This is a genomic window from Bacillus sp. GMa5/1 (assembly GCF_050172015.1).
GTDB lineage: Bacteria > Bacillota > Bacilli > Bacillales > Bacillaceae_G > Bacillus_A > Bacillus_A cereus.
In genome coordinates, this window is the sequence record NZ_JBNLYC010000002.1 from 81,003 (window position 1) to 104,452 (window position 23,450).

A 23,450-nucleotide genomic window follows, 5' to 3' on the forward strand; every position below is an offset into this window, starting at 1 on the left:
TATGATCAATTTGTTAATAGGTATTATTTTTATATTGTTATGTGTTATTTATATGCAATATAAAATGAGAAAAAATAGTAGTAAAAATTTACGATACACATATGAAAAGTTAGAAAGTATTGTAAATGAAAAAACAGGTGAGACGTTACTCGTTATGACAGATGATCTAGAATTGCAAAAATTATTAGTGGCGATTAATCAATTATTAGATGCAAAACAGAAAACGAATGCAGATCATGCAAAAGTAGAAATTTCGATGAGAAAAATGCTTTCAAATATTTCGCATGACTTGAAAACACCACTAACAGTTATTCTTGGATATACAGAAATGTTAAATAAGGATAAAACGATAAATAAAGAAGAACAACAAATATTACTTGAGAAAGTGCATACGAAAACACTAGAAGTGATGGAATTAATTCATAAGTTTTTTGATTTAGCGAAATTAGAATCTGGTGACAAAGCAATTGAAATGACAAAAATAAATATGAATGAAGTTTGCCGCGAGAAGATTTTATCATTTTATGATTTAGTGACGACGAAAGGTTTTCAGGTTCATATTGATATACCAGAAAGAAATATATATGCACTTGGAAATGTAGAAGTATTAGGTAGGGTATTGAATAATTTAATATCAAATGCAATTACATATGGAGACGATGGAAAGGCACTCGGTATGACGTTAAGAGATGATGACACGGGCGTGTATATAGATGTATGGGATAAAGGAAAAGGGATTGATGAATCTCATATTGATAAAGTGTTTGAGCGTATGTACACACTTGAAGATTCAAGAAATAGATTGTACCAAGGAAGCGGTCTAGGATTAACGATTACGAAACGGCTTGTGGAAGCGATGGACGGAAAAATTCATCTTTCTAGTAAACCGTATGAAAAAACAATTTTTACAATTGCATTAATAAAGATACAGTTTTAGCTTGTAGAGCAGTAGATTCTACAAGCTTTTTTTCAGCGTAAGGAATTTGTAAGAAACGGGTAAGAAAAAAGAGATTTCCGTTGTCTATTATAGAAATATAGAGTATTGCGAAAGGGGAAAGTAACATGACATATATATTAAAAACAAACCAGTTAACGAAGGTGTTTAAAGGGAAAGAAGTTATTTCCGGTGTTAACATGCATGTGAAAAAAGGAGAAATTTACGGTTTTTTAGGACCAAACGGTGCTGGTAAAACAACGATTATGAAAATGATTACAAATTTAATAAAACCGACGAGTGGTGATATTGAAATCTTCGGTGAGAAATTAACAGATACATCTTATGAAGTATTAAAAAGAATGGGGACAATTATTGAATACCCAATCTTTTATGATAAATTAACGGCGAAAGAAAACTTAGACCTACATTGTGAATACATGGGCTACTACGATAAAAATGCAATTGACCATGCTTTACATTTAGTGAAACTACAAGGGGTAGATAATAAAAAAGTAAAAGATTTTTCATTAGGAATGAAACAACGACTCGGTATTGCAAGAGCAATCGTGACAAAGCCAGAATTGCTCATTTTAGATGAACCAATTAACGGTTTAGATCCAATTGGTATTAAAGAGTTACGAGACTTATTTAAAATGCTCTGCAAAGAATATGGCATTACATTATTAGTTTCTAGTCATATTTTAGGTGAAATGGAACTAATGGCCGATACAATTGGTGTGATTCAAAATGGAAAACTAATAAAAGAAGTTTCAATGAAGAGTATTAACGGAAAACAAACAGAGTACATTGAAATCACTGTTCCTGATGTGAAACGTGCAGCTTATATTTTAGAAGATAAACTTGGTATAAAAAACTACAAAATAATGAGTGGAACCATGATTCGTGTGTATGATACGTTAGCGTCTCAGCAGGCCATTTCAAAAGCACTTATTATGAACGATGTGGAAATTGAAAGTATTAATAAGAAACATAGTTCCTTAGAAGAATATTTCTTAAATGTAATGGATGGAGAGGGCATTCATGCTTAATGGATTGTTAGTGAATCTACTAAGTGGATTGATCGTAATGTTCATAAGTGGGATTTTATATTATAGAAAACCTGAGCGGAAATGGTTGTTAATTCTAATAGTAATAGGAATGTTAAGCTTCGTTACTGCTGGAATTAGAATGTTAGCAGCATAAAGACAGTTATATAAAGAATGGAGGAGTGGTTTGTATGCTTAGATTAATGAAGCTCGAATGGAAGAAACATAAATTATCTAGTTACTTTAAAGGGGTAGCAATTTGTATTATAGCAATTTTCGCTGCAGTAAGCCTTATGGCGTTGGGAATGAAAGCCGAGGGAGACGTGCTCTTCTTTGACTTCACGCAACAAATGGTTTTAATAAACACTTTTATTAGGATAACATTCATTATTTTTAGTTCGGTCATTTTATCACGTTTAGTAATTGATGAGTATAAGAACAAAACGATGCAATTATCGTTTATGTACCCGCTGCAAAGGAAAATGCTAATGAGGGCGAAATTAACAATTGTTTTTTGTTTTTGTTTTGTGAGCACGATTATCGCTACTTTCAGTATCAGTTTGCTTGTATATTTTGTGAGTCCAATGATGGGACTGATTGAAACACCAGCTACGATAGGTGAAATAATATCTATCGTTCCAACTACTTTTATAAGTGCATTTATGATATCTGGTATAAGTTTAATTCCTTTATTTTTTGGGATGAGAAAGAAATCGACACCCACAACAATTACTTCTGCAGTAATAATCGGAATGCTAATTAGTAGTAACTTTGGTCCTGGAAACGGTCAAGTAAGTCTGTTTAATTTTATAGCTATCCCAATAGTGCTCTGTTTATTAGGAATTTTCATCAGTTATCTTTCATATCGTAAAATCGATAAGATTGATGTGGTGTGAAGCAAGCTTAAAACAACAATGAACTGGGGTATGAATGGTGAAAAAGATAATAGTAATTGCAATATTATTCATTACAATTGCTAGTGCGGTTTTTGGTTTTAAGGTGTTTCAGGGGAAAGGTTTTAAGAAAGAAAAGTCTTTTGAGATAAATAATATAAAAGAAATAGAAGTAGATAATGAAAACTGGAATCTTGAATTTAAAAGTACAGACGCTAATAAAATAGTAATTTCCGCTCAAGGTGAACAAGTAGATAAAGAGATAGATCCTGTCAAAATAGAAAATGATGAAAATAAAATTGTGATTAAACAAAAACAAAAGATGAACAGATTTTTTAATGGTTTCACGTTTAGGAAGAAAAATAGTATATCTATAGCTATTCCGAAGAAAGAAATAGATAAAATTGCATTAAATAATAAATCGGGTGATGTGAAAATAAGAGATATAGTAGTAAAAAATATCATGACAAAAGGCAAGTCTGGAGATGAAATGATTGTAGGACTATCAGCCGAGAAAGGTGAATTCATATCGCAAAGTGGAGAGTTAGTTTTAAAAGGTAGTTCAGTACAAGAATTAAATATAAAGTCTACGACTGGTGATAACTATATAACAAATGTAAGTAACTCAAATATGAACATCACATCAACATCTGGGGAAGTATTACTGAAAGATATGACAGAAGGAAAATCATTATTTATAGAAACAAAATCAGGTGATATTGGCGTACGGTATAAAGGTGTCCCTGCATCATTGAAGCTTATGGCTAAAAGTAATTCGGCTGACGTAATAGTGGATTTAAAAGGACTTAAGAAAGATAAAAATACAGACAAAATAAAAGTAGGAACGATTGGTGATGCAAAAAATGAAGCGAAGATTTTAAGTGAAACAGGAGTCATTTATATTGATTAAGTCCAAGGAGGAAGGAGGAATATCATGCTACGTCTTATGAAGTTAGAATTGAAGAAGTTTAAGTTTGGATGGTATGTGAGGGGGGCAGTTATTGCAAATATTATTATACTGGCATTATTAATTTTTGTTAGTTTCATTGCACAAATAGAAGGAGATCCAGAAATAAGAGATCCGCAGATGATTTTGTTAATGGCTAGTACAGTAGTAAGAGCAACATTTATTATTTTTGGTAGTGTATTAATAGCAAGGTTAATAATTGACGAATATAAAAATAAAACAATACTACTCATGTTTTCTTATCCCATTAATCGAAAGAAAATGATGGCTAGTAAGTTGGCTATTACAGCGATAGTAACATTTATAACAGTTATTGTATCTAACATTTTAGTAGTAGGAATTTTCTTTGGGATAGATAGTTGTTTTTCAATTATTCCTCATTCATTCACAGTAGATCAATTGGTGCAAGAAGGAATAAAACTAGTTCCTTTAGCCATTGCAACTGCGGGGATGAGTTTAATCCCATTATATTTCGGAATGCGTAAACGTTCAGTGCCAACTACAATTGTTTCATCTCTTATCGTTGTCTCAATTGCAATGAATACCAACCCAGAGTTTCCTACAGCAACTTTACTTCCCCTTCAACTAGCATTGGCGGCAATTGGAGTTGTGATTGCATATTACGGCATTAAAAATATAGAGAAGGAAGATATAACTGTATGAAAAGAATAAGAAAAAGAGTTGGCGTTACACCAACTCTTTTTTGTATATGTATGTTTCGGTACTACTCTGTAAATTTAGAGTGTGTGCTTAAATACTTTTGCACTCCTGGAGAAATGTTAAAGTTATTAGGACTTTTATATTCGATAGTAAACTCTCCGTCTCCACTTGTTTCAAAGGCGATTGCATAGCTATTCATTTTAGCATCGTAAGAAGTGTTTTTGACTTCTGCATCTAGATTAAAATATTTTGTAATATATTCTTTTGATTCCGTAATTGCTGCTTGTTTTCCCCAAGGGGTACCATAATAGGTGAAATAAAGAGATACACTAATAACTCCAATAATAGAAGTTAATAAAATAGTGCCCATAGCTATTTTTTTATTCTTTGTATTCAATTTGGTTACTCCTCTTCATAGTATGTATTCATTTTAACCTATCTTTTCCATAAAACAACTATTAAGAAAAAATAGTTTCACATGAAACAAGTTACAGAAAAAGACAAGATATGTAAACATCTTGTCTTTTTTGTCGTTACATTTTAGGAGCTTCCATTCCAGCCGCAGCCCATTCTTCTTTTGCGGGGCCATATACGCCAGGAACTGTTAAGCCAGCTTGTCGCATTAAAACCGTCATTTGTCCGCGGTGGTGATTTTGATGATTAATGAGTGTCATTAAAAATATAGAATTCGGCATAGGGCGACCAAAGAAGTCATTAATAGTAGCTAAGTCTTTATCAGTCCATTTACTTTGAAGTGTTTCAACAAAAGCCGCGTTTACTTTACGGTATTCATCTGCAATTGTTTTTGCAGAAGTTGGAACAGGATAATCTTTCGTTTCTCCTTCAAACTTTAGCCCTGTGCCAGATAGTATCACAGGAACTGCCGTCACGATGTGCCAAGCAATTCTTCCTAACGTCCAGTGCCCAGGTGCAATTTCCTGTGATAAAGATGCATCGGTTAATGAATCAAGCATTTTCTGAGTAGACTCAGCCTCGTATGTCCATGATTGTAAAAAGCCTTCAATTGTTTGGTACATAGTTATCCCTCCTATTTTTGTTCATAGATTAAATTCGTGAGAGATAATATAATCCCTGTTCCACAAGAAATAATTAATTAAGCATTGCTACAATATGAAAACAATATTAGACCGTAAAGGTGGAAGCGAGTTTCTGCATATAAAGTATAAAAATGATAAGGAATACGTATTATTGGGAAATGCTGATGATTACAGAGAGTTATTTCAAATAGTAGGTAGGTTGAAAATAGCAAATGGAATAGAATTGAGATTACAAGATAAGAAATTAAAGAGAAAGTTAACTTTAAAACGAAGTGTATTCAATATAATCATGTATTCACTTGTTATATATATTATGTACAAAGCCTATATTAATTTTCTGCCATAATAGGAAAAGACGGCTTCACATATATGAAGTCGTCTTTTAATTAACTTTCTTCCCACTTTTCCTCATCAACCATAAGAAATAAGGTGTTCCAAGTATAGCAACTTTTTTCGCCGGTTTATCTAATTTTGTTTCCCCTTCAGTATGTTTAATTGTTATAGTTTGCTTTTTATCTTCTATCGTTGTTACCTTTTTCTCCTCTTTTTTGCTGTCCGCATTCAACAGCGAATAGAAGAACAACCATGAAAATACTAAGAATTTTCTTCATCTTCTTTCCCAAAATAAGTTTTTTATTCGTAATTATATTTTTAAAATTTTGCTGAAAAATAACGAATTATACGAATATCGTTATGTAAGATTAAAATCCATATGTGTATGAAGAATTTAGAAAAGGAATTTCATTTAACTAGAGAGGCGAAAGTACAAGCAAAAGGAGATAGTATCGCATGTAATAATTATTAGAATGTACGGGATAAATCTATATTTATCTCCACTGAATAAAGCTTTCGGTCTGATTTGATAAATGTTTTTTAATTTCTTACTTGTACTTATAAGATTGAATTTGAAGGAAGGAATCAACATGTCTTCATGGCTCAATAATACAAATGGATATTGTAGTTGTAATAATCAAAATGGTGTACATGTTGATTCGTGTTGTTTTAGTTGTGATGGGACAGTCCCTAAGCTTGGTCCAACAGGTCCAACAGGTCCAACAGGTCCAACAGGTCCAACAGGTCCAATGGGTTCAACAGGTCCAACGGGATCAACCGGTTCAACAGGATCAACGGGTTCAACAGGTCCAACCGGAGCGACAGGTTCAACAGGTCCGACGGGAGCAACAGGTCCAACGGGATCAACGGGTTCAACGGGTTCAACAGGAGCAACAGGTCCGACGGGTTCAACAGGTCCGACGGGAGCAACAGGAGCAACAGGTCCAACCGGAGCAACGGGAGCAACAGGAGCAACAGGTCCAACAGGTCCAACGGGTTCAACAGGTCCAACGGGATCAACGGGAGCAACAGGATCAACGGGTTCAACAGGTCCAACCGGAGCGACAGGTTCAACAGGAGCAACAGGTCCGACGGGAGCAACGGGAGCAACGGGAGCAACAGGATCAACGGGTTCAACAGGAGCAACAGGTCCGACGGGATCAACAGGTCCGACGGGAGCAACAGGTCCAACAGGATCAACGGGAGCAACAGGTCCAACGGGATCAACAGGTCCGACGGGATCAACAGGTCCAACGGGATCAACAGGTCCAACAGGAGCGACGGGATCAACAGGTCCGACGGGATCAACAGGTCCAACGGGATCAACAGGTCCGACGGGATCAACAGGATCAACGGGTTCAACAGGTCCAACCGGAGCAACAGGTACAAGTATCACGGCGACATATGCATTTGCAAATAATACGTCGGGAACAGCGATATCTGTAGTTCTTGGTGGAACGAATGTCCCGCTTCCAAATAATCAAAACATCGGTCCAGGAATTACTGTTTCTGGTGGAAACACAGTATTTACGGTTGCAAATGCTGGTAATTATTATATTTCATATACAATTAATATAACGGCTTCATTATTAGTCAGTTCACGGATTACAATTAATGGAGGGGCACTTGCTGGGACGATTAATGCTCCTGCGGTAGCAACCACATCATTTAGTGCAACAATCATTACAACTCTCGCAGCAGGAGATGCTATTAGCTTGCAATTATTTGGTTTGTTAGCTGTCGCAACATTATCAACAACTACTCCAGGAGCAGTGTTAACGATAATAAGATTAAGTTAAACTATAACTCTCTTACTCTTTTAAGATTAAGAGAGTTTCTACATATAATAAGAAGTTAATGAAGTAAAGCATAGTTATACAAAAGTCAGAATATTATGATTGTAACGCTATGGTGACTATAATATAATGAAAATAACCATCATGAATGAACATTCATTTATTTTTATGTATTTGAAGGGGGAATGAAGGTGGAAAAACCATGGTTGAAAAGTTATCCAGAGGAAATTCCGAGTACGATTTCTTATGATATTCAGCCGCTTCATAGATATGTAGAACAGATGGCTTCTCGCTACCCAGAAAAGAAAGCGCTTCACTTTTTAGGGAAGGATATTACGTTTTCGGACTTCCATGATAAGGTGAAGAGGTTTGCAAATTATCTTCAAAAGCTCGGTGTGGAAAAGGGTGATCGAGTTGCTATTATGTTGCCGAATTGTCCGCAAGCTGTAATTGGTTATTACGGCACATTACTTGCGGGAGGTATCGTAGTACAAACAAATCCACTGTATACAGAGAGAGAATTAGAATATCAGCTTCATGACTCGGGAGCAAAAGTAATTCTTTGTCTCGATTTAGTGTTTCCAAGAGTAACGAATGTTCAATCTGCTACAAAAATTGAGCATATTATCGTAACTCGTATTGCGGACTTTTTACCATTCCCTAAAAATCTATTGTATCCATTTGTGCAGAAAAAACAGTCAAATTTAGTTGTGAAAGTATCAGAGAGTGAAACGATTCATCTTTGGAATTCAGTAGAAAAAGAAGTGAATACGGATGTTGAGGAGCCTTGTGATCCTGAAAATGATCTAGCTCTTTTACAGTACACAGGAGGAACAACCGGATTTCCGAAAGGCGTTATGTTAACGCATAAAAACCTCGTCTCTAACACGTTAATGGGAGTTCAATGGTTATATAATTGCAAAGAAGGAGAAGAAGTCGTTCTTGGGGTTCTTCCATTTTTCCACGTGTACGGCATGACGGCTGTTATGAATTTGAGTGTTATGCAAGGATACAAAATGGTCCTTATTCCAAAGTTTGATATGAAAATGGTTTTTGAAGCGATTAAGAAGCATAAAGTGACACTATTTCCAGGGGCACCAACTATTTATATCGCTCTTTTAAATAGCCCACTTTTAAAAGAATACGATATTTCTTCTATTCGTGCTTGTATTAGTGGATCAGCACCACTGCCAGTAGAAGTACAGGAAAAGTTCGAAACAGTTACAGGTGGTAAACTAGTAGAGGGATATGGTTTAACAGAATCCTCTCCAGTTACACATAGTAATTTTTTATGGGAAAAGCGAGTGCCAGGTAGCATTGGAGTTCCGTGGCCAGATACAGAAGCGATCATTATGTCACTTGAGACTGGTGAGGCATTACCGCCAGGAGAAATAGGGGAAATTGTAGTGAAAGGTCCTCAAATTATGAAAGGATACTGGAATAAGCCAGAGGAAACAGCGGCTGTATTGCAAGATGGCTGGCTCCATACAGGTGATGTTGGCTACATGGATGAAGATGGATTTTTCTATGTAAAAGATCGCAAGAAAGATATGATTGTCGCGAGTGGATTTAATGTGTATCCTCGTGAAGTTGAAGAAGTATTATATGAGCATGAAAAAGTGCAAGAAGTAGTGACAATTGGAGTTCCAGATCCGTACCGAGGAGAGACAGTTAAAGCATTTGTTGTGTTAAAAGAAGGTACGGAGTGCTCTGAGGAAGAATTAAATCAGTTTGCACGTAAATATTTAGCGGCTTATAAAGTGCCGAAAGTATATGAGTTTAGAGATGAATTGCCAAAAACGACAGTAGGGAAAATTTTGCGCCGTGTTCTAATAGATGAAGAGAAGAGAAAGAATGAGGATGAGCAAACGGGCTAAGGCCCTTTCTTTTTGAAAAAATAGGATTGACACTTTTCTAAATAGTCAGTATTATAAGAATATGAATGACTATTCATTCAGTCATCTTCTTGAAGGGGACAGTAAAGTGAAGAAAAATAGACCGAAATACAATCAAATTATTGATGCGGCAGTCATTGTGATTGCGGAGAATGGGTACCACCAAGCGCAAGTTTCTAAAATCGCAAAGCAAGCTGGGGTAGCTGATGGCACGATTTATTTATATTTTAAAAATAAAGAAGATATATTAATATCCTTATTCCAAGAGAAGATGGGAGAATTTGTCGAAACAATTCGTCAAAAAACAGCAGGAATTGAAAGCGCTGTATCGAAGTTATTCATGTTGGTAGAAACGCACTTCTTGCTGTTGTCGCAAAATGATCCTCTTGCTATCGTTACGCAATTAGAGCTGAGGCAGTCCAATCAAGACTTGCGCCTTAAAATAAATGAAGTATTAAAAGGCTACTTACAAGTTATGGATGAGATTTTAGAGACTGGTATAAAACAAGGTGAATTTCAAGCAGATTTAAATGTTCGCGTGGCAAGACAAATGATCTTTGGAACAGTGGATGAAGTTGTGACCAATTGGGTAATGAGCGATCATAAGTATGATCTGGTCGCACTTTCAAAAACGGTACACGGGCTACTTATTGCAGCTTGTGGTTATCGTCAATAATGGGAGGGATCATGTTGAAATTCCTATCTGTAAGAGTTGAAGATCATATCGCGGTGGCGACGTTAAATCACGCACCAGCGAATGCGATGTCTTCACAAGTTATGCATGACGTTACTGAATTAATTGATCAAGTGGAAAAGGATGATAACATTCGTGTTGTTGTTATTCATGGTGAAGGACGTTTCTTCTCAGCGGGAGCAGATATTAAAGAATTTACATCTGTTACTGAAGCGAAGCAAGCAACAGAATTAGCACAGCTTGGACAAGTTACGTTTGAGCGTGTTGAAAAATGTTCAAAACCAGTTATTGCGGCAATTCATGGAGCGGCACTGGGCGGCGGCCTTGAGTTTGCTATGTCTTGCCACATGCGCTTTGCAACTGAAAGTGCAAAACTTGGTTTACCTGAATTAACACTTGGATTAATTCCTGGCTTTGCAGGTACACAGCGCTTACCACGTTATGTTGGGAAAGCGAAAGCTTGTGAAATGATGTTAACAAGCACACCAATTACTGGTGCAGAAGCATTAAAGTGGGGACTTGTTAACGGATTGTTCTCTGAAGAATCTCTTTTAGATGATACGCTTAAAGTTGCAAAACAAATTGCTGGAAAAAGTCCAGCAACAACTCGTGCTGTACTAGAGTTATTGCAAACGACAAAATCGTCTCATTACTATGAAGGTGTACAACGTGAATCACAGATTTTTGGTGAAGTATTTACGAGTGAAGATGGAAGAGAAGGTGTAGCTGCATTTTTAGAAAAGCGTAAACCTTCATTTAGTGGCAGGTAGTTCAATTATTTTTTTAATATAAATTAACAGAAAATTAAAATTGATAGAATCTTTCTGAAAAACAAGGGGGTAAATGGAATGAACATCTACGTACTCATGAAACGAACATTTGATACAGAAGAAAAAATCGTAATTAAAAACGGTGCAATTTACGATGGCGAAGCGGAATTCATCATCAACCCTTACGATGAATATGCAATTGAAGAAGCAATTCAAGTAAGAGACGCACAAGGTGGAGAAGTTACAGTTGTAACAGTCGGTGGCGAAGATAGTGAGAAAGAACTTCGTACTGCATTAGCAATGGGCTGTGATAAAGCTGTATTAATTAATATTGAAGATGACGTAGAAAATGGTGACCAGTTCACGACAGCAAAAGTGCTTGCTGAATATTTAAAAGATAAAGATGCAGATTTAATTTTAGGGGGAAACGTTGCAATTGATGGTGCATCTGGACAAGTAGGACCACGCGTAGCTGAAGCGTTAAATATTCCGTATGTAACGACAATTACAAAACTTGAAATTGACGGTACAAATGTGAAGATTGAGCGTGATGTTGAAGGTGATACAGAAGTGATTGCGACTTCATTACCAGTTTTAGTAACAGCACAGCAAGGTTTAAATGAACCGCGTTACCCATCGCTTCCAGGTATTATGAAAGCGAAGAAAAAGCCGCTAGAAGAATTAGAATTAGATGATTTAGATTTAGAAGAAGATGATGTGGAAGCAAAGACAAAAACAATTGAAATCTATTTGCCTCCTAAGAAAGATGCAGGAAAAGTGTTACAAGGCGAGCTGCAAGATCAAGTAAAAGAACTTGTATCGTTGCTCCATACAGAAGCGAAAGTAATCTAATAAAATACGAAATTATATATGCAGGAGGGAAAATCTATGGCTCGTAAAGTATTAGTAATGGGTGAAGTTCGTGATGGATCGCTACGTAACGTTTCTTTTGAAGCGGTAGCAGCAGCAAAAACAATTGCAGAAGGCGGTGAAGTAGTAGGTCTTCTAATTGGAGACAGCGTTGCCTCTTTTGCAAATGAATTGATTCATTACGGTGCAGATCGCGTTGTGACAGTTGAAAATGATAAATTAAAATCATATACATCTGATGGTTATGCACAAGCGTTTTTAGCTGTACATGCTGAAGAAAATCCAGAAGGTATTGTCTTTGGACATACAGCACTTGGCAAAGATTTATCACCAAAATTAGCAGCGAAGCTTGAAGCTGGTTTAATTTCTGACGTAACTGCTTTAGAGGTTGAAGGTGGAAATGTTATCTTCACTCGTCCAATTTACTCAGGTAAAGCATTCGAGAAGAAGATTGTAACAGACGGCATCTTATTTGCGACAGTGCGTCCAAATAACATTGCAACTCTGGAAAAAGATGAGTCTCGCAGCGGTGACGTATCTTCTATTACAGTTGATGTGAAAGATTTACGTACAATCATTCAAGATGTTGTCCGTAAAACAGCAGAAGGTGTGGATCTTTCTGAAGCGAAAGTTATTATCGCTGGTGGACGCGGTGTGAAGAGTGAAGAAGGCTTTAAACCATTAAAAGAGTTAGCTGACGTACTAGGCGGCGCTGTTGGGGCATCTCGTGGTGCTTGTGACGCTGAATACTGTGATTACTCATTACAAATTGGTCAAACTGGTAAAGTTGTTACCCCAGACTTATACATTGCATGTGGTATTTCTGGTGCGATTCAGCATTTAGCAGGTATGTCTAACTCAAAAATAATCGTTGCGATTAATAAAGATCCAGAAGCAAGTATCTTTAAAGTAGCTGACTACGGTATTGTCGGTGACTTATTCGAAGTTGTACCTCTTTTAACAGAAGAGTTTAAAAAGTTAAAAGTACATTCATGATTTTAGTACCCTTGAGTTCCAAGTGAAGTACCCCTATATATAGAAAAAGGTGAGAGATCCCCTGTCTCTCATCTTTTTAGTATTTAATCCGTATTTTTATATAGTATAAAGGAACATTTTTTTGTTACAATACATAACGATACATATTATTCGCCACGTATATAAGTTAATGATATACTCTTGGTAGAATATACTTGAAGGAGGAAATAAAATGGCAATTGTAAACGCAAATGACCAAAGCTTCGCAGCTGAAACTAGCGAAGGTGTTGTATTATTAGATTTCTGGGCACCTTGGTGTGGACCTTGTAAAATGATCGCTCCTGTATTAGAGGAAATCGATGCAGAACTAGGCGAAAAAGTAAAAGTAGTAAAAGTAGACGTTGATGAAAACCAAGAAACTGCTCGTCAATTCGAAGTAATGAGCATTCCAGCTCTTTTCGTATTAAAAGACGGTAAAGTAGTTGATCAAGCGTTAGGTTACAAACCGAAAGAAGCGTTAGTAGAATTAGTTTCTAAACACTTCTAAAATAAAAAAAGCTACCATTTGGTAGCTTTTTTTATTTTCTTTTTTACAGTCTTTCCGTTACAATAAAAGAACGTATGTTGGGTGTTTGGGCATAGTATGTTTTCAAGGGAAAATAAAAATGCTAAGTATGTAGAAATGGAGGGAGACGAGTGCACGAACATTTGAAAGAGAAGTTGGCTATTTTACCAGATCAACCTGGTTGTTATTTGATGAAAGATAAGCAAGGAACGGTTATATATGTAGGAAAGGCAAAAGTGCTTAAAAATCGTGTGCGCTCGTACTTTACTGGTTCACATGATGGGAAAACACTGCGGCTTGTAGGAGAAATTGTTGATTTTGAATATATTGTAACTTCTTCGAATTTAGAAGCACTTATTTTAGAGTTAAATCTAATTAAAAAATATGATCCGAAATATAATATTCAATTAAAAGATGATAAAACATATCCTTTTATTAAAATTACAGCGGAGAAGCAACCTCGCTTACTCATTACTCGAAACGTAAAAAAAGATAAGGGGAAATATTTTGGTCCTTATCCAAATGCACAATCTGCTCATGAAACGAAAAAACTGCTAGATCGTATGTATCCACTTCGGAAATGCACGAATATGCCAGATAAAGTTTGTTTGTATTATCATATGGGTCAATGTTTAGCGCCTTGTGTGAAAGAAGTGACGGAAGAACAAAATAAAGAAATTGTAGATGAAATTATTAAGTTTTTAAATGGTGGACATAAAGAAGTTCGTTCAGAACTAGAAATAAAAATGTATGAGGCCTCAGAGAAACTAGAGTTTGAACGTGCAAAAGAGTTGCGTGATCAAATTGCTCATATTGATGCGATTATGGAAAAGCAAAAGATGATTATGAGTGACTTAGTGGATCGTGATGTGTTTGGATATGCAGTGGATAAAGGATGGATGTGTGTTCAAGTTTTCTTCGTTCGAAAAGGAAAGCTAATTGAACGTGATGTTTCTATGTTTCCAATTTACGATGAACCAGAAGAGGGTTTTTTAACGTTTATCGGCCAATTTTATGAAAACAGTAGTCATTTTAAGCCGAAGGAAATTGTCGTTCCAGGAAGTATAGACTCGGAATTAGTAGAGCGCTTTTTAGAAGTGGAAGCGACGCAGCCGAAACGTGGTAAGAAAAAAGACCTTGTAGAATTGGCAAATAAAAATGCGAAGATTGCTCTTGAAGAGAAGTTTTACTTAATTGAACGTGATGAAGAACGAACGATTAAAGCGGTAGATCATTTAGGGAAGCAGCTTGGGATTGAAACGCCATATCGTATTGAAGCGTTTGATAACTCAAATATTCAAGGAACAAATCCCGTTTCTGCAATGATTGCTTTTATCGATGGGAAACCGGCGAAGAAAGAGTATCGAAAATATAAAATTAAAACGGTTCAAGGACCAGATGATTATGAGTCTATGAGAGAAGTTGTGAGGCGCCGTTATACAAGGGCGCTTAAAGAAAATTCACCTTTACCTGATTTGATTATTATTGATGGAGGAAAAGGCCATCTAGCGGCTGCAAGTGATATTTTAGAGAATGAGCTCGGATTATATATTCCGATGGCAGGTCTTGTAAAAGATGATAAACATAAAACCTCCCATTTAATTATTGGGGATCCACCGGAACCTGTGATGCTTGAGAGAAATAGCCAAGAATTTTATTTATTGCAGCGTATTCAAGATGAGGTGCATCGATTTGCGATTACATTCCATCGTCAATTACACGGGAAATCTGTCATTCAATCAGCATTGGATGATATTCCAGGAATCGGTGATAAACGGAAAAAGGTATTGTTAAAACATTTTGGTTCATTAAAGAAGATGAAAGAAGCTTCTATAGAGGAATTTGTCGAAGCGGGTATGCCGAAAAATGTCGCGGAGACGATTTATACGTATTTAACAGATAAGAAGACGTTGTAGTTTACAACGTCTTCTGTTTTTTGGTATAATTTCTGAAGATTTAAAATAAATGCATCTGAATGAAAATACAAAAAAGTCAACTAAACTGATATGTCTAGTTGACTGTAGGTAATGATTACACTTCAATGAGATCTTTTATATCCCATTTTACAAGAAATGTAATAGAGTCAGAACGTTTTTTCTTTTCTTCGTATGACTCTGCAACGACGTTCCGTTGCTTTTGGATTTGTTCAGCGATGAATCCGGCTTCTAGTTGATAAGAAGAATGTCGTTTTTGTTTTTGACGTTCTGCGATGAGTGTGCCTTTAAGTTGGAACTGCATTTCACGACGCTTATGTTCAACAATGCTTAAAGTGCCCCAGCCAGCCTTTTCAAAGAACTGAATGACTTCTTCAATTGTTTCTAGCGGATATTTTCTTGCAAGGTTTCTACCAGACCAGTATAAAATACCATCTAAATCGTTGCCGATTAAATCAGGTAGTAATTCTTCACGTAGCAATTCATAAGCGAAGGCGTTCAATGAAACATCTTCTAAAGATGTTGTATCGATTGTATGTTTACTCACAATATTCCCCTCTTTCTATAGGGATTATTATATAACATTTCACATTTATAAAAACAGATTTTTCTTTAGGAAAATCTGAATATATAAGAAGAAAAAAAGAATTGGCAAATTATATGCAAATTATGTATACGTTTTCTTGACGCTTCGACAAAAATAGGAGTAAAATGAACTTGGTATCAAATTATGCTGAAATATTTCGAATAATTTTTTCAGTTTTTCTTATGCCAATAGTGAAAAAACATTATTGTCATAAACTAATCTGAAAACAGCAGTCAAACATTCAAGGGGGGTAATGGGGACATGAAAGGCCGCGAGTATACGTTTCGTAAGTGGCACTCATTAATGGGGGTCATCCCGGTTGGTGTCTTTTTGACGCAACATTTAATTGTAAACAACTTTGCAACACGAGGAGCAGAGGCTTTTAACAAAGCTGCAGGCTTTATGGAGCTCCTTCCATTCCGGTATGCGCTAGAAATTTTCATCATCTTTTTACCGATACTGTACCATGCTATATATGGCTTATATATTGCATTTACAGCTAAGAACAATGCGGTTTCTTACGGTTATTTCCGTAACTGGATGTTCGTTTTCCAAAGAATTTCAGGTATCGTTACGCTGATCTTCATTTCTTGGCACGTCTGGGAAACTCGTATTCAAGCAATGTTAGGTAAAGAGGTAAACTATGATATGATGGCAGATATTTTAAACAATCCAGCTATGTTTGCATTCTACTTAGTTGGTGTTGTTTCAACAATTTTCCACTTTGCAAATGGACTATGGACATTCTGCATCAGCTGGGGAATTACAGTATCTCCACGTTCACAAAGAATCTCTACTTATGTAACATTAGCTATTTTCTTAGGTTTATCTTATGTAGGTGTGAGTGCATTATTAGCGTTCATCGATCCACAGCTAGCAAACCAGTAAGGAGTGGGAGAGCATGAAAGGGAAACTTATAGTAGTCGGCGGTGGCTTGGCTGGCTTAATGGCAACGATTAAAGCGGCAGAAGCAGGAGTAAATGTTGAACTGTTTTCTTTAGTACCAGTAAAACGTTCACATTCTGTATGTGCTCAGGGCGGAATTAACGGTGCCGTAAATACGAAAGGTGAAGGGGATTCTCCATGGATCCACTTTGACGATACAATTTATGGTGGGGACTTCTTAGCGAACCAACCACCAGTTAAAGCAATGTGTGAAGCAGCACCTGGTATCATTCATTTAATGGACCGTATGGGTGTTATGTTCAACCGTACGGAAGAAGGACTTCTTGATTTCCGTCGATTTGGTGGAACGCAACATCACCGTACAGCATTTGCTGGTGCAACAACTGGACAGCAATTACTTTATGCATTAGATGAGCAAGTACGTCGTCACGAAGTAGCAGGACTTGTAACGAAATATGAAGGTTGGGATTTCTTACGAGCTGTTGTTGATGATGAAGGTGTGTGCCGAGGAATCGTTGCACAAGACTTACAAACTATGGAGATTAGAAGTTTCGGAGCAGATGCCGTGATTATGGCAACAGGGGGCCCTGGTATCATTTTCGGAAAATCAACAAACTCCATTATCAATACAGGTACAGCAGCTTCTGCTGTATATCAACAAGGCGCATATTATGCAAACGGTGAGTTCATTCAAATTCACCCAACGGCAATTCCTGGAGACGATAAATTACGTCTTATGAGTGAATCTGCACGTGGTGAAGGTGGACGTGTTTGGACATATAAAGATGGTAAACCATGGTACTTCTTAGAAGAAAAATATCCGGCTTACGGAAACCTTGTACCTCGTGACATCGCAACGCGTGAAATCTTTGATGTTTGCGTAGAGCAAAAACTAGGTATTAACGGTGAAAACATGGTGTACTTAGATCTTTCTCATAAAGATCCAAAAGAACTAGATATTAAACTAGGTGGAATTATTGAAATCTATGAGAAATTTACAGGGGATGATCCTCGTAAACTACCGATGAAAATCTTCCCAGCTGTTCACTATTCAATGGGCGGACTATGGGTTGATTATAAACAGATGACAAATATTCCAGGTTTATTTGCAGCAGGTGAGTGTGATTATTCTATGCACGGTGGTAACCGTCTTGGTGCAAACTCACTATTATCAGCAATTTATGGTGGTATGGTAGCAGGACCAAACGCAATTGAGTATATGAAAGGTCTTTCTAAATCATCTGATGCTGTTTCATCTACTGTATATGAGCAAAATGAATTAATCGAAACAGAGAAATTTAACAATATTTTAACGATGGATGGTAACGAAAATGCGTATGTTCTTCATAAAGAGCTTGGAGAATGGATGACAGATAACGTTACAGTAGTTCGTGAAAATAAAAAATTATTAGAAACAGATGCGAAAATTGAAGAATTAATGGCTCGTTACAAACGTATTAACATTAACGATACAGCAAGATGGAGTAACCAAGGTGCTTCATTTACACGCCAACTTGCAAATATGTTTGAGTTAGCACGTGTTATTACAATTGGCGCATATAACCGTAATGAGAGCCGTGGGGCGCATTACAAACCTGAATTCCCAAATCGTGATGATGCAAACTTCTTAAAAACTACGATGGCAAAATTTGAGGGAGAAGGAAATGCACCAGCATTCCATTACGAGGACGTTGATATTTCGTTAATTAAACCACGTAAACGTGATTATTCTTCAAAACACGATGTAGCTGCTAAGGGTGAAGAGAAGGGGGATAAACAACATGTCTGAGAAAACAATCCGCCTCATCATTACGAGACAAGACGGGCCAGATGCGCAAGCGTTTGACCAAGAGTTTGAAATTCCATATCGTCCGAATATGAATATTATCTCAGCACTTATGGAAATCCGTCGTAATCCTGTTGATTCAAAAGGGAACCAAACAACTCCGATTGCATGGGATATGAACTGCTTAGAGGAAGTATGTGGTGCATGTTCGATGGTGATTAACGGAAAACCACGTCAATCATGTACGGCACTTATCGATCAATTAGAGCAACCAATTCGCTTAAAACCGATGAAGACATTCCCGGTTGTACGTGACTTGCAAGTTGATCGTAGTCGCATGTTTAATGCTCTAAAACGCGTTAAAGCGTGGATTCCAATTGATGGTACGTATGACCTAGGTCCAGGACCAAGAATGCCTGAGAAAAAGCGTCAATGGGCTTATGAGCTTTCAAAATGCATGACATGTGGTGTTTGCTTAGAATCATGTCCAAACGTAAACAGTAAGTCTGACTTTATTGGACCAGCACCGTTATCACAAGCTCGCTTATTCAACTCACATCCAACGGGTGAAATGCATAAAGCAGATCGCTTACGTGCAATTATGGGAGATGGAGGACTAGCAAACTGTGGTAACTCTCAAAACTGTGTGCAATCATGTCCGAAGGGTATTCCTTTAACAACTTCAATTGCGGCATTAAACCGTGATACAACAATTCAATCGTTCAAAGATTTCTTTGGTAGCGATAATAACTATTAATAAATATTGCCTCTTCATATCGAAGAGGCAATATTTATAACTTTATTTTTCTGTTTATTCTGTTTATTTAAAGGTGAAAAGGGGAGATAACAATGAAGAGGATTTCTTATATTGAAGACTTTGAGCAATGGGAAAGTGGTTTTTCGTTTTACAACCCTGTAAAGGTTCGTTTTGGTGAAGTAGATATGTTTGGACATGTAAATAATGTCGTTGCTTTTACTTATTTTGAAGAAGCTCGTATTGCGTTGTTTAAAGAACTTGGATTTATGCAAGAGTGGACACATGCATCATCAGAAACGATGATCGTTGTTGCGGATTTACAATGTAATTTTATTAAGCAAATATATTTTGATGAACAGCTGAAGGTGTATGTAAAGGCAGGATCGGTCGGGAATTCTTCTTTAGATTTACATTATATGGTGAAGAATGCAGCAGGAGAGGTTTGTTTAGTAGGTCGTGGAATGATGGTTCAAGCGTCGAAAAAAACAGGAAGAGGCGAACCATGGCCTGAAGAATGGAAGAAGAAATTACTACAATAATAGAGTGAAAGAAAAATAAGAGAGCAATTTGCTCTCTTATTTTTTGTCTTCCATCGCTTCTTCTAATGTTAAGTGATGTTTATATAGGTATGTAGCGTATGGATTACCAACGTAGCGTAAGTGCCATGGTTCATATGCATATTCTGTTGTATCTGTTTTATCTTCTAAGTAACGAATGACAAAGCCGAATTCATGAGCGTGTTCTGCGACCCATTTTCCTTCTGCTGTCTCTCCGAAGATAGGCTCTAATTGAAATTTAGCTGATTTTGAACTAATATCCATTGCTAAACCCGTTTGGTGTTCACTTGTACCAGGAATTGCGCTTACCGAATTAGCTTCGGCTTTTCCTTGGCGTCTAACGTATGTATCATGCAACGATTTTTGGCGTTTGTATGAACGATAACCAGATACAGCTGTAAGATCAAGCCCTTCTTTTTTCGCAGCTTTAAACATGTTTTCAAGTGCCTCTGCAGCATCTTTTCGCAGCAATGTTTTTTCTTTATCTTTTGGACTAATAAATGGTACATTTGGTCTCGTTAAGTCTTCAGGAATGTATCCATCTGGTAGTTTTCGATGTTTATTAATTAAGACAAGATTAGATTTGGGATTTGTTACCACTGAAAAGTCATTGTCTATTTTCTTTGCATTATGATCAGCTTTTGGAAAAGCAGGAATCTCTTCTTTTTTATGGTTATTATGCTTTTGACTTTCGACAGCTTTTGCTTCATTATGTAGTGGTGTTTTAGAACCAAAGTAAGCGAAAGATGTGATCCCGATTACAATAGTAGTGGCAGAAATAATTATTATCTTTTTCATGATGCCTTGTAATCACAGTCCCTTCTTAATAAAATGTGTAATGTTTTTTTTATTATAAATCTAGTTTGTTGGAAAAGGAATATAAGAGTCATAACGTAATAGAAATGCAAAGAAAATGTCAGAAAATGTGTGAATTTGTAGTATTTTTTTATATAATTCATTTCTTATCTTTCATGAAATGCATTTTTTATGTAATATATATACATAAGAAGATGTAGCGATTATCGAGAATAGAGAACTTCTTGTATAGACTGGGAGTGAATGGGAATGGATTTTGCAACAATTATTGGACTTATTTTAGGATTTGTAGCAGTGGTAGTAGGGATGGTCGTCAAGGGCGCTGACATAACAGCCTTATTAAATCCTGCCGCAGCATTAATTATTTTTATCGGTACATTTGCTGCAGTATGTATTGCATTTCCGATGAATCAACTAAAAAGGGTTCCAAAACTATTTAAAGTTCTTTTTGGTTCAAATAAAAAGGATTTAAGTTATGAACAGTTGCTAGAATTATTTGTTCATTGGACATCTGAAAGTAGAAAATACGGTATTTTGTCTTTAGAGCAACAATTAGACAAAATTCAAGATGAATTTCTTTTGCGCGGTATGAAATTTGTGATTGATGGCGTATCCGCAGAAGATTTGGAGCAGATTTTGGAATCTGAATTAGAGGCAATTGAAGAAAGACATGCAAAGGGAGCTGCTATTTTTTCACAAGCTGGTACGTATGCACCGACATTAGGAGTTTTAGGTGCTGTTATCGGTCTTGTAGCTGCGCTTGGTAACTTAACTGATATTGAAAAGTTAGGTCATGCTATTTCGGGTGCGTTTATTGCAACGATTTTTGGTATTTTTTCAGGTTATGTATTATGGCATCCATTTGCAAATAAGTTAAAGCAAAAATCTTCAGCTGAAATTGAGAAAAAACGTTTAATCATTGATTGTTTATTAATGTTACAAGAAGGTACATATCCGTTTATTATGAAGAACCGCATTTTAGGTGCACTTTCTGCAACTGAGCGTAAAAAGCTAGAAAAAGGAGCAGAAAAAAATGCGGAGTAAGAAAAATAGAAGAGGCAAAAAGAAAAAACATGATGAGCATATCGATGAAACATGGTTAATCCCATATTCTGATATGTTAACGTTGTTATTTGCATTGTTTATCGTTTTATTCGCAATGAGTAGTATAGATGCTGCGAAGTTTAAACAGATGGCAGTTGCTTTTCGAAGTGAATTAGCTGGGGGAACAGGTAACAAAGAATTTTTAAGTGATCAAAAGCCAAATGATGAAAAAGAATTATCAGCAAGTAGCCTTGAGGCAGAACAAACAAAAAAACAAGAAGAAGCTAGAGCTAAAGAAAAAAAAGAGATGGATGAATTGAAAGCATTACAAAAAAAGATTGATCAATATATTAATGAAAAACAATTATCCTCTTCTTTTCAAACTAAATTAACTGAAAAGGGATTAATGGTGACAATATTAGAAAATATACTGTTTGATTCGGGGAAAGCAGATGTGAAATTAGAATCTTTAGGGATTGCAAAAGAGATGTCTAGCTTACTTGTTTCAGCGTCACCTCGTGAAATTACAGTATCGGGTCATACGGATAATGTCCCTATTGCCAATGCGCAGTTTGCGTCGAATTGGGAATTAAGTACGCAGCGGGCAGTTAATTTTATGCAAGTATTACTGCAAAATAAAGAATTACAACCAGAAAAATTTAGTGCGATTGGATACGGAGAATACCGTTCAATTGCTCCAAACGATACACAAGAAGGAAAGGCAAAGAATAGACGTGTGGAAGTATTTATCTTGCCTTTAACAGAGAAAGTAAAATAAAAGAGGATGGCGAATGCCATCCTCTTTTATTTTACTTCAAATGATTTTAAGTTGTCGCGACGGATTTTATCTTTTTCTGCATCTGATTTTTTGAAATCATAATCATATAAAGCGCCTTCCCAATCGCCATACATTGGATTCGGGAAAATAATGAATTTCTCACCAAATTGTGCTTTTGAATCTGCTACTGTTTGGTTACGATCTTTTACAGATTTTCCATCAAAACCTGTGAAATCAGATAAGTTATCACCGAAGAATAAGACAATATCATGAGTTTGAGAAACGAGTTCACGGCGTTTTTCTTTTCCTTTTTCTTTCGGATCTTGTAGTAATATATGTTCTTTCGTTGCTTGAGGAGCACCTACACGCTCAAGATTTTTAATTGTCGCATCTAGTTGATTCGTTTTACGATTTGAGATGTAGTAAATATCTACACCTTTAGACTCTGTATATTTTAAGAAATCAATTGCGCCTGGAAGGGCTTCAGCCTCAGCTTTGTTAATCCAATCATCCCATTTGTAAGGATAGCCTTTGCCTGTTTTTACGCTCATTGCTTGATGAGGACTGTTATCTAAAACAGTTTCGTCTAAATCAAGCACGATAGCAGGTTTTTTCTCTGTCCCTTTTGCAAGAATTGCATCAAGCTTTAATTGACCAATGTTGTACCCTTGGTAGTAAAGTGCTTTCGTTTCACCGGCTGTTTGATACCATAAATCAGCCATTAATTGTTGTTCTGTTAATTTTACTTTCTCTTCTTTTGCCACTGTTTTCTCTGGTGTTCCTGAACATGCTACAAGTGATGTAGATAGAACCGCTACAGATAATAA

25 protein-coding genes and 2 pseudogenes are annotated in these 23,450 nt (G+C 36.3%); 21 read left to right on the forward strand and 6 right to left on the reverse strand.

The features are described 5' to 3' along the window. The first annotated feature begins 1 nt into the window (after nucleotide 1). The 6 genes from ACQGSG_RS00975 to ACQGSG_RS01000 all read left to right on the forward strand — a co-directional run bounded on the left by ACQGSG_RS00975 (nucleotide 2) and on the right by ACQGSG_RS01000 (nucleotide 4,506). On the forward strand, nucleotides 2–937 hold the full coding sequence (locus tag ACQGSG_RS00975; RefSeq protein ID WP_000609140.1) for a HAMP domain-containing histidine kinase: 936 nt from the start codon (nucleotides 2–4) through the stop codon (nucleotides 935–937). 125 nt (nucleotides 938–1,062) lie between these two features. Next, nucleotides 1,063–1,986 (forward strand): ABC transporter ATP-binding protein, encoded by a 924-nt coding sequence (locus ACQGSG_RS00980; protein WP_000221066.1) that lies wholly within the window; start codon nucleotides 1,063–1,065, stop codon nucleotides 1,984–1,986. Beyond that, the gene (locus tag ACQGSG_RS00985; RefSeq protein ID WP_000931763.1) at nucleotides 1,979–2,140 is read left to right on the forward strand and encodes a hypothetical protein; all 162 of its coding nucleotides are present in this window, start codon (nucleotides 1,979–1,981) and stop codon (nucleotides 2,138–2,140) included. The genes ACQGSG_RS00980 and ACQGSG_RS00985 overlap by 8 nt, the downstream gene beginning before the upstream one ends. Before the next feature lie 34 nt (nucleotides 2,141–2,174). Continuing rightward, complete coding sequence (locus tag ACQGSG_RS00990) at nucleotides 2,175–2,879, forward strand: ABC transporter permease (protein WP_000945212.1); 705 nt, start codon at nucleotides 2,175–2,177, stop codon at nucleotides 2,877–2,879. A gap of 34 nt (nucleotides 2,880–2,913) precedes the next feature. Continuing rightward, on the forward strand, nucleotides 2,914–3,786 hold the full coding sequence (locus tag ACQGSG_RS00995; protein ID WP_134995798.1) for a DUF4097 family beta strand repeat-containing protein: 873 nt from the start codon (nucleotides 2,914–2,916) through the stop codon (nucleotides 3,784–3,786). Nucleotides 3,787–3,810: 24 nt separating this feature from the next. Next, nucleotides 3,811–4,506 (forward strand): ABC transporter permease, encoded by a 696-nt coding sequence (locus ACQGSG_RS01000; protein WP_000945178.1) that lies wholly within the window; start codon nucleotides 3,811–3,813, stop codon nucleotides 4,504–4,506. Between the two features lie 61 nt (nucleotides 4,507–4,567). Here ACQGSG_RS01000 and ACQGSG_RS01005 read toward each other — a convergent pair whose 3' ends face one another. Beyond that, a complete protein-coding gene (locus ACQGSG_RS01005) occupies nucleotides 4,568–4,900 on the reverse strand; it encodes a hypothetical protein (protein WP_001093293.1) in 333 nt (110 codons plus the stop codon). Nucleotides 4,901–5,036: 136 nt separating this feature from the next. Continuing rightward, complete coding sequence (locus tag ACQGSG_RS01010; protein WP_000284977.1) at nucleotides 5,037–5,540, reverse strand: DinB family protein; 504 nt, start codon at nucleotides 5,538–5,540, stop codon at nucleotides 5,037–5,039. 94 nt (nucleotides 5,541–5,634) lie between these two features. Between ACQGSG_RS01010 and ACQGSG_RS01015 the strand changes: the two are divergent. Next, nucleotides 5,635–5,907: pseudogene (locus tag ACQGSG_RS01015) on the forward strand (septation ring formation regulator EzrA); the annotation flags it as partial. 78 nt (nucleotides 5,908–5,985) lie between these two features. Here the strand turns inward: ACQGSG_RS01015 and ACQGSG_RS01020 are convergent. After that, a pseudogene (locus ACQGSG_RS01020) lies at nucleotides 5,986–6,172 on the reverse strand (ABC transporter substrate-binding protein); the annotation flags it as partial. A gap of 312 nt (nucleotides 6,173–6,484) precedes the next feature. On the opposite strand from ACQGSG_RS01020, the gene ACQGSG_RS01025 reads away from it, so the two are divergent. From ACQGSG_RS01025 to uvrC, 8 genes are all read left to right on the forward strand, one after another. After that, entirely contained in the window at nucleotides 6,485–7,693 is a 1,209-nt protein-coding gene (locus tag ACQGSG_RS01025; protein WP_426947011.1) for a BclA C-terminal domain-containing protein, read from the forward strand. A 188-nt stretch (nucleotides 7,694–7,881) separates the two neighbouring features. Continuing rightward, nucleotides 7,882–9,567 (forward strand): long-chain-fatty-acid--CoA ligase, encoded by a 1,686-nt coding sequence (locus ACQGSG_RS01030; RefSeq protein WP_000414742.1) that lies wholly within the window; start codon nucleotides 7,882–7,884, stop codon nucleotides 9,565–9,567. A 106-nt stretch (nucleotides 9,568–9,673) separates the two neighbouring features. After that, a complete protein-coding gene (locus ACQGSG_RS01035) occupies nucleotides 9,674–10,261 on the forward strand; it encodes a TetR/AcrR family transcriptional regulator (protein ID WP_000742223.1) in 588 nt (195 codons plus the stop codon). 11 nt (nucleotides 10,262–10,272) lie between these two features. Beyond that, entirely contained in the window at nucleotides 10,273–11,049 is a 777-nt protein-coding gene (locus ACQGSG_RS01040) for an enoyl-CoA hydratase (protein ID WP_000911292.1), read from the forward strand. Between the two features lie 78 nt (nucleotides 11,050–11,127). Further along, nucleotides 11,128–11,901 carry an electron transfer flavoprotein subunit beta gene (gene etfB, locus ACQGSG_RS01045; RefSeq protein WP_001029028.1) on the forward strand — a complete coding sequence of 258 codons (774 nt, stop codon included), beginning with the start codon at nucleotides 11,128–11,130 and terminating at the stop codon, nucleotides 11,899–11,901. A 36-nt stretch (nucleotides 11,902–11,937) separates the two neighbouring features. Beyond that, nucleotides 11,938–12,915, forward strand: coding sequence for an electron transfer flavoprotein subunit alpha (gene etfA / locus ACQGSG_RS01050; protein WP_000101943.1), 978 nt, complete (start codon nucleotides 11,938–11,940; stop codon nucleotides 12,913–12,915). 211 nt (nucleotides 12,916–13,126) lie between these two features. Next, nucleotides 13,127–13,441 (forward strand): thioredoxin, encoded by a 315-nt coding sequence (trxA, locus tag ACQGSG_RS01055; protein WP_001018943.1) that lies wholly within the window; start codon nucleotides 13,127–13,129, stop codon nucleotides 13,439–13,441. Between the two features lie 149 nt (nucleotides 13,442–13,590). Then, nucleotides 13,591–15,375 (forward strand): excinuclease ABC subunit C, encoded by a 1,785-nt coding sequence (gene uvrC, locus ACQGSG_RS01060; RefSeq protein ID WP_000544296.1) that lies wholly within the window; start codon nucleotides 13,591–13,593, stop codon nucleotides 15,373–15,375. A 115-nt stretch (nucleotides 15,376–15,490) separates the two neighbouring features. On the opposite strand, the gene ACQGSG_RS01065 is transcribed toward uvrC, so the two are convergent. Next, a complete protein-coding gene (locus tag ACQGSG_RS01065) occupies nucleotides 15,491–15,940 on the reverse strand; it encodes a YslB family protein (protein WP_246961347.1) in 450 nt (149 codons plus the stop codon). A 300-nt stretch (nucleotides 15,941–16,240) separates the two neighbouring features. Between ACQGSG_RS01065 and sdhC the strand changes: the two genes are divergently transcribed. The 4 genes from sdhC to ACQGSG_RS01085 all read left to right on the forward strand — a co-directional run bounded on the left by sdhC (nucleotide 16,241) and on the right by ACQGSG_RS01085 (nucleotide 19,967). Beyond that, entirely contained in the window at nucleotides 16,241–16,867 is a 627-nt protein-coding gene (gene sdhC / locus ACQGSG_RS01070) for a succinate dehydrogenase cytochrome B558 (protein ID WP_000678354.1), read from the forward strand. 13 nt (nucleotides 16,868–16,880) lie between these two features. Further along, on the forward strand, nucleotides 16,881–18,674 hold the full coding sequence (gene sdhA, locus ACQGSG_RS01075) for a succinate dehydrogenase flavoprotein subunit (RefSeq protein WP_000676750.1): 1,794 nt from the start codon (nucleotides 16,881–16,883) through the stop codon (nucleotides 18,672–18,674). Then, the gene (gene sdhB, locus ACQGSG_RS01080; RefSeq protein ID WP_001291827.1) at nucleotides 18,667–19,428 is read left to right on the forward strand and encodes a succinate dehydrogenase iron-sulfur subunit; all 762 of its coding nucleotides are present in this window, start codon (nucleotides 18,667–18,669) and stop codon (nucleotides 19,426–19,428) included. The genes sdhA and sdhB overlap by 8 nt, the downstream gene beginning before the upstream one ends. A gap of 92 nt (nucleotides 19,429–19,520) precedes the next feature. After that, nucleotides 19,521–19,967 carry an acyl-CoA thioesterase gene (locus tag ACQGSG_RS01085; protein ID WP_000822734.1) on the forward strand — a complete coding sequence of 149 codons (447 nt, stop codon included), beginning with the start codon at nucleotides 19,521–19,523 and terminating at the stop codon, nucleotides 19,965–19,967. Nucleotides 19,968–20,003: 36 nt separating this feature from the next. Here the strand turns inward: ACQGSG_RS01085 and ACQGSG_RS01090 are convergent, their stop codons facing one another. Next, complete coding sequence (locus ACQGSG_RS01090) at nucleotides 20,004–20,783, reverse strand: M15 family metallopeptidase (RefSeq protein WP_000720201.1); 780 nt, start codon at nucleotides 20,781–20,783, stop codon at nucleotides 20,004–20,006. Nucleotides 20,784–21,050: 267 nt separating this feature from the next. Here ACQGSG_RS01090 and motA point away from each other — a divergent pair, with 267 nt between their 5' ends. Together motA and motB are read left to right on the forward strand one after the other, a co-directional pair. Further along, the gene (motA, locus tag ACQGSG_RS01095; RefSeq protein WP_000344853.1) at nucleotides 21,051–21,845 is read left to right on the forward strand and encodes a flagellar motor stator protein MotA; all 795 of its coding nucleotides are present in this window, start codon (nucleotides 21,051–21,053) and stop codon (nucleotides 21,843–21,845) included. Further along, on the forward strand, nucleotides 21,835–22,623 hold the full coding sequence (gene motB / locus ACQGSG_RS01100; RefSeq protein ID WP_001256735.1) for a flagellar motor protein MotB: 789 nt from the start codon (nucleotides 21,835–21,837) through the stop codon (nucleotides 22,621–22,623). The genes motA and motB overlap by 11 nt, the downstream gene beginning before the upstream one ends. A 26-nt stretch (nucleotides 22,624–22,649) precedes the next feature. Here the strand turns inward: motB and ACQGSG_RS01105 are convergent. Then, nucleotides 22,650–23,450: 5'-nucleotidase, lipoprotein e(P4) family (locus ACQGSG_RS01105; protein WP_426947012.1), on the reverse strand; the 801-nt coding region annotated here is incomplete at its 5' end.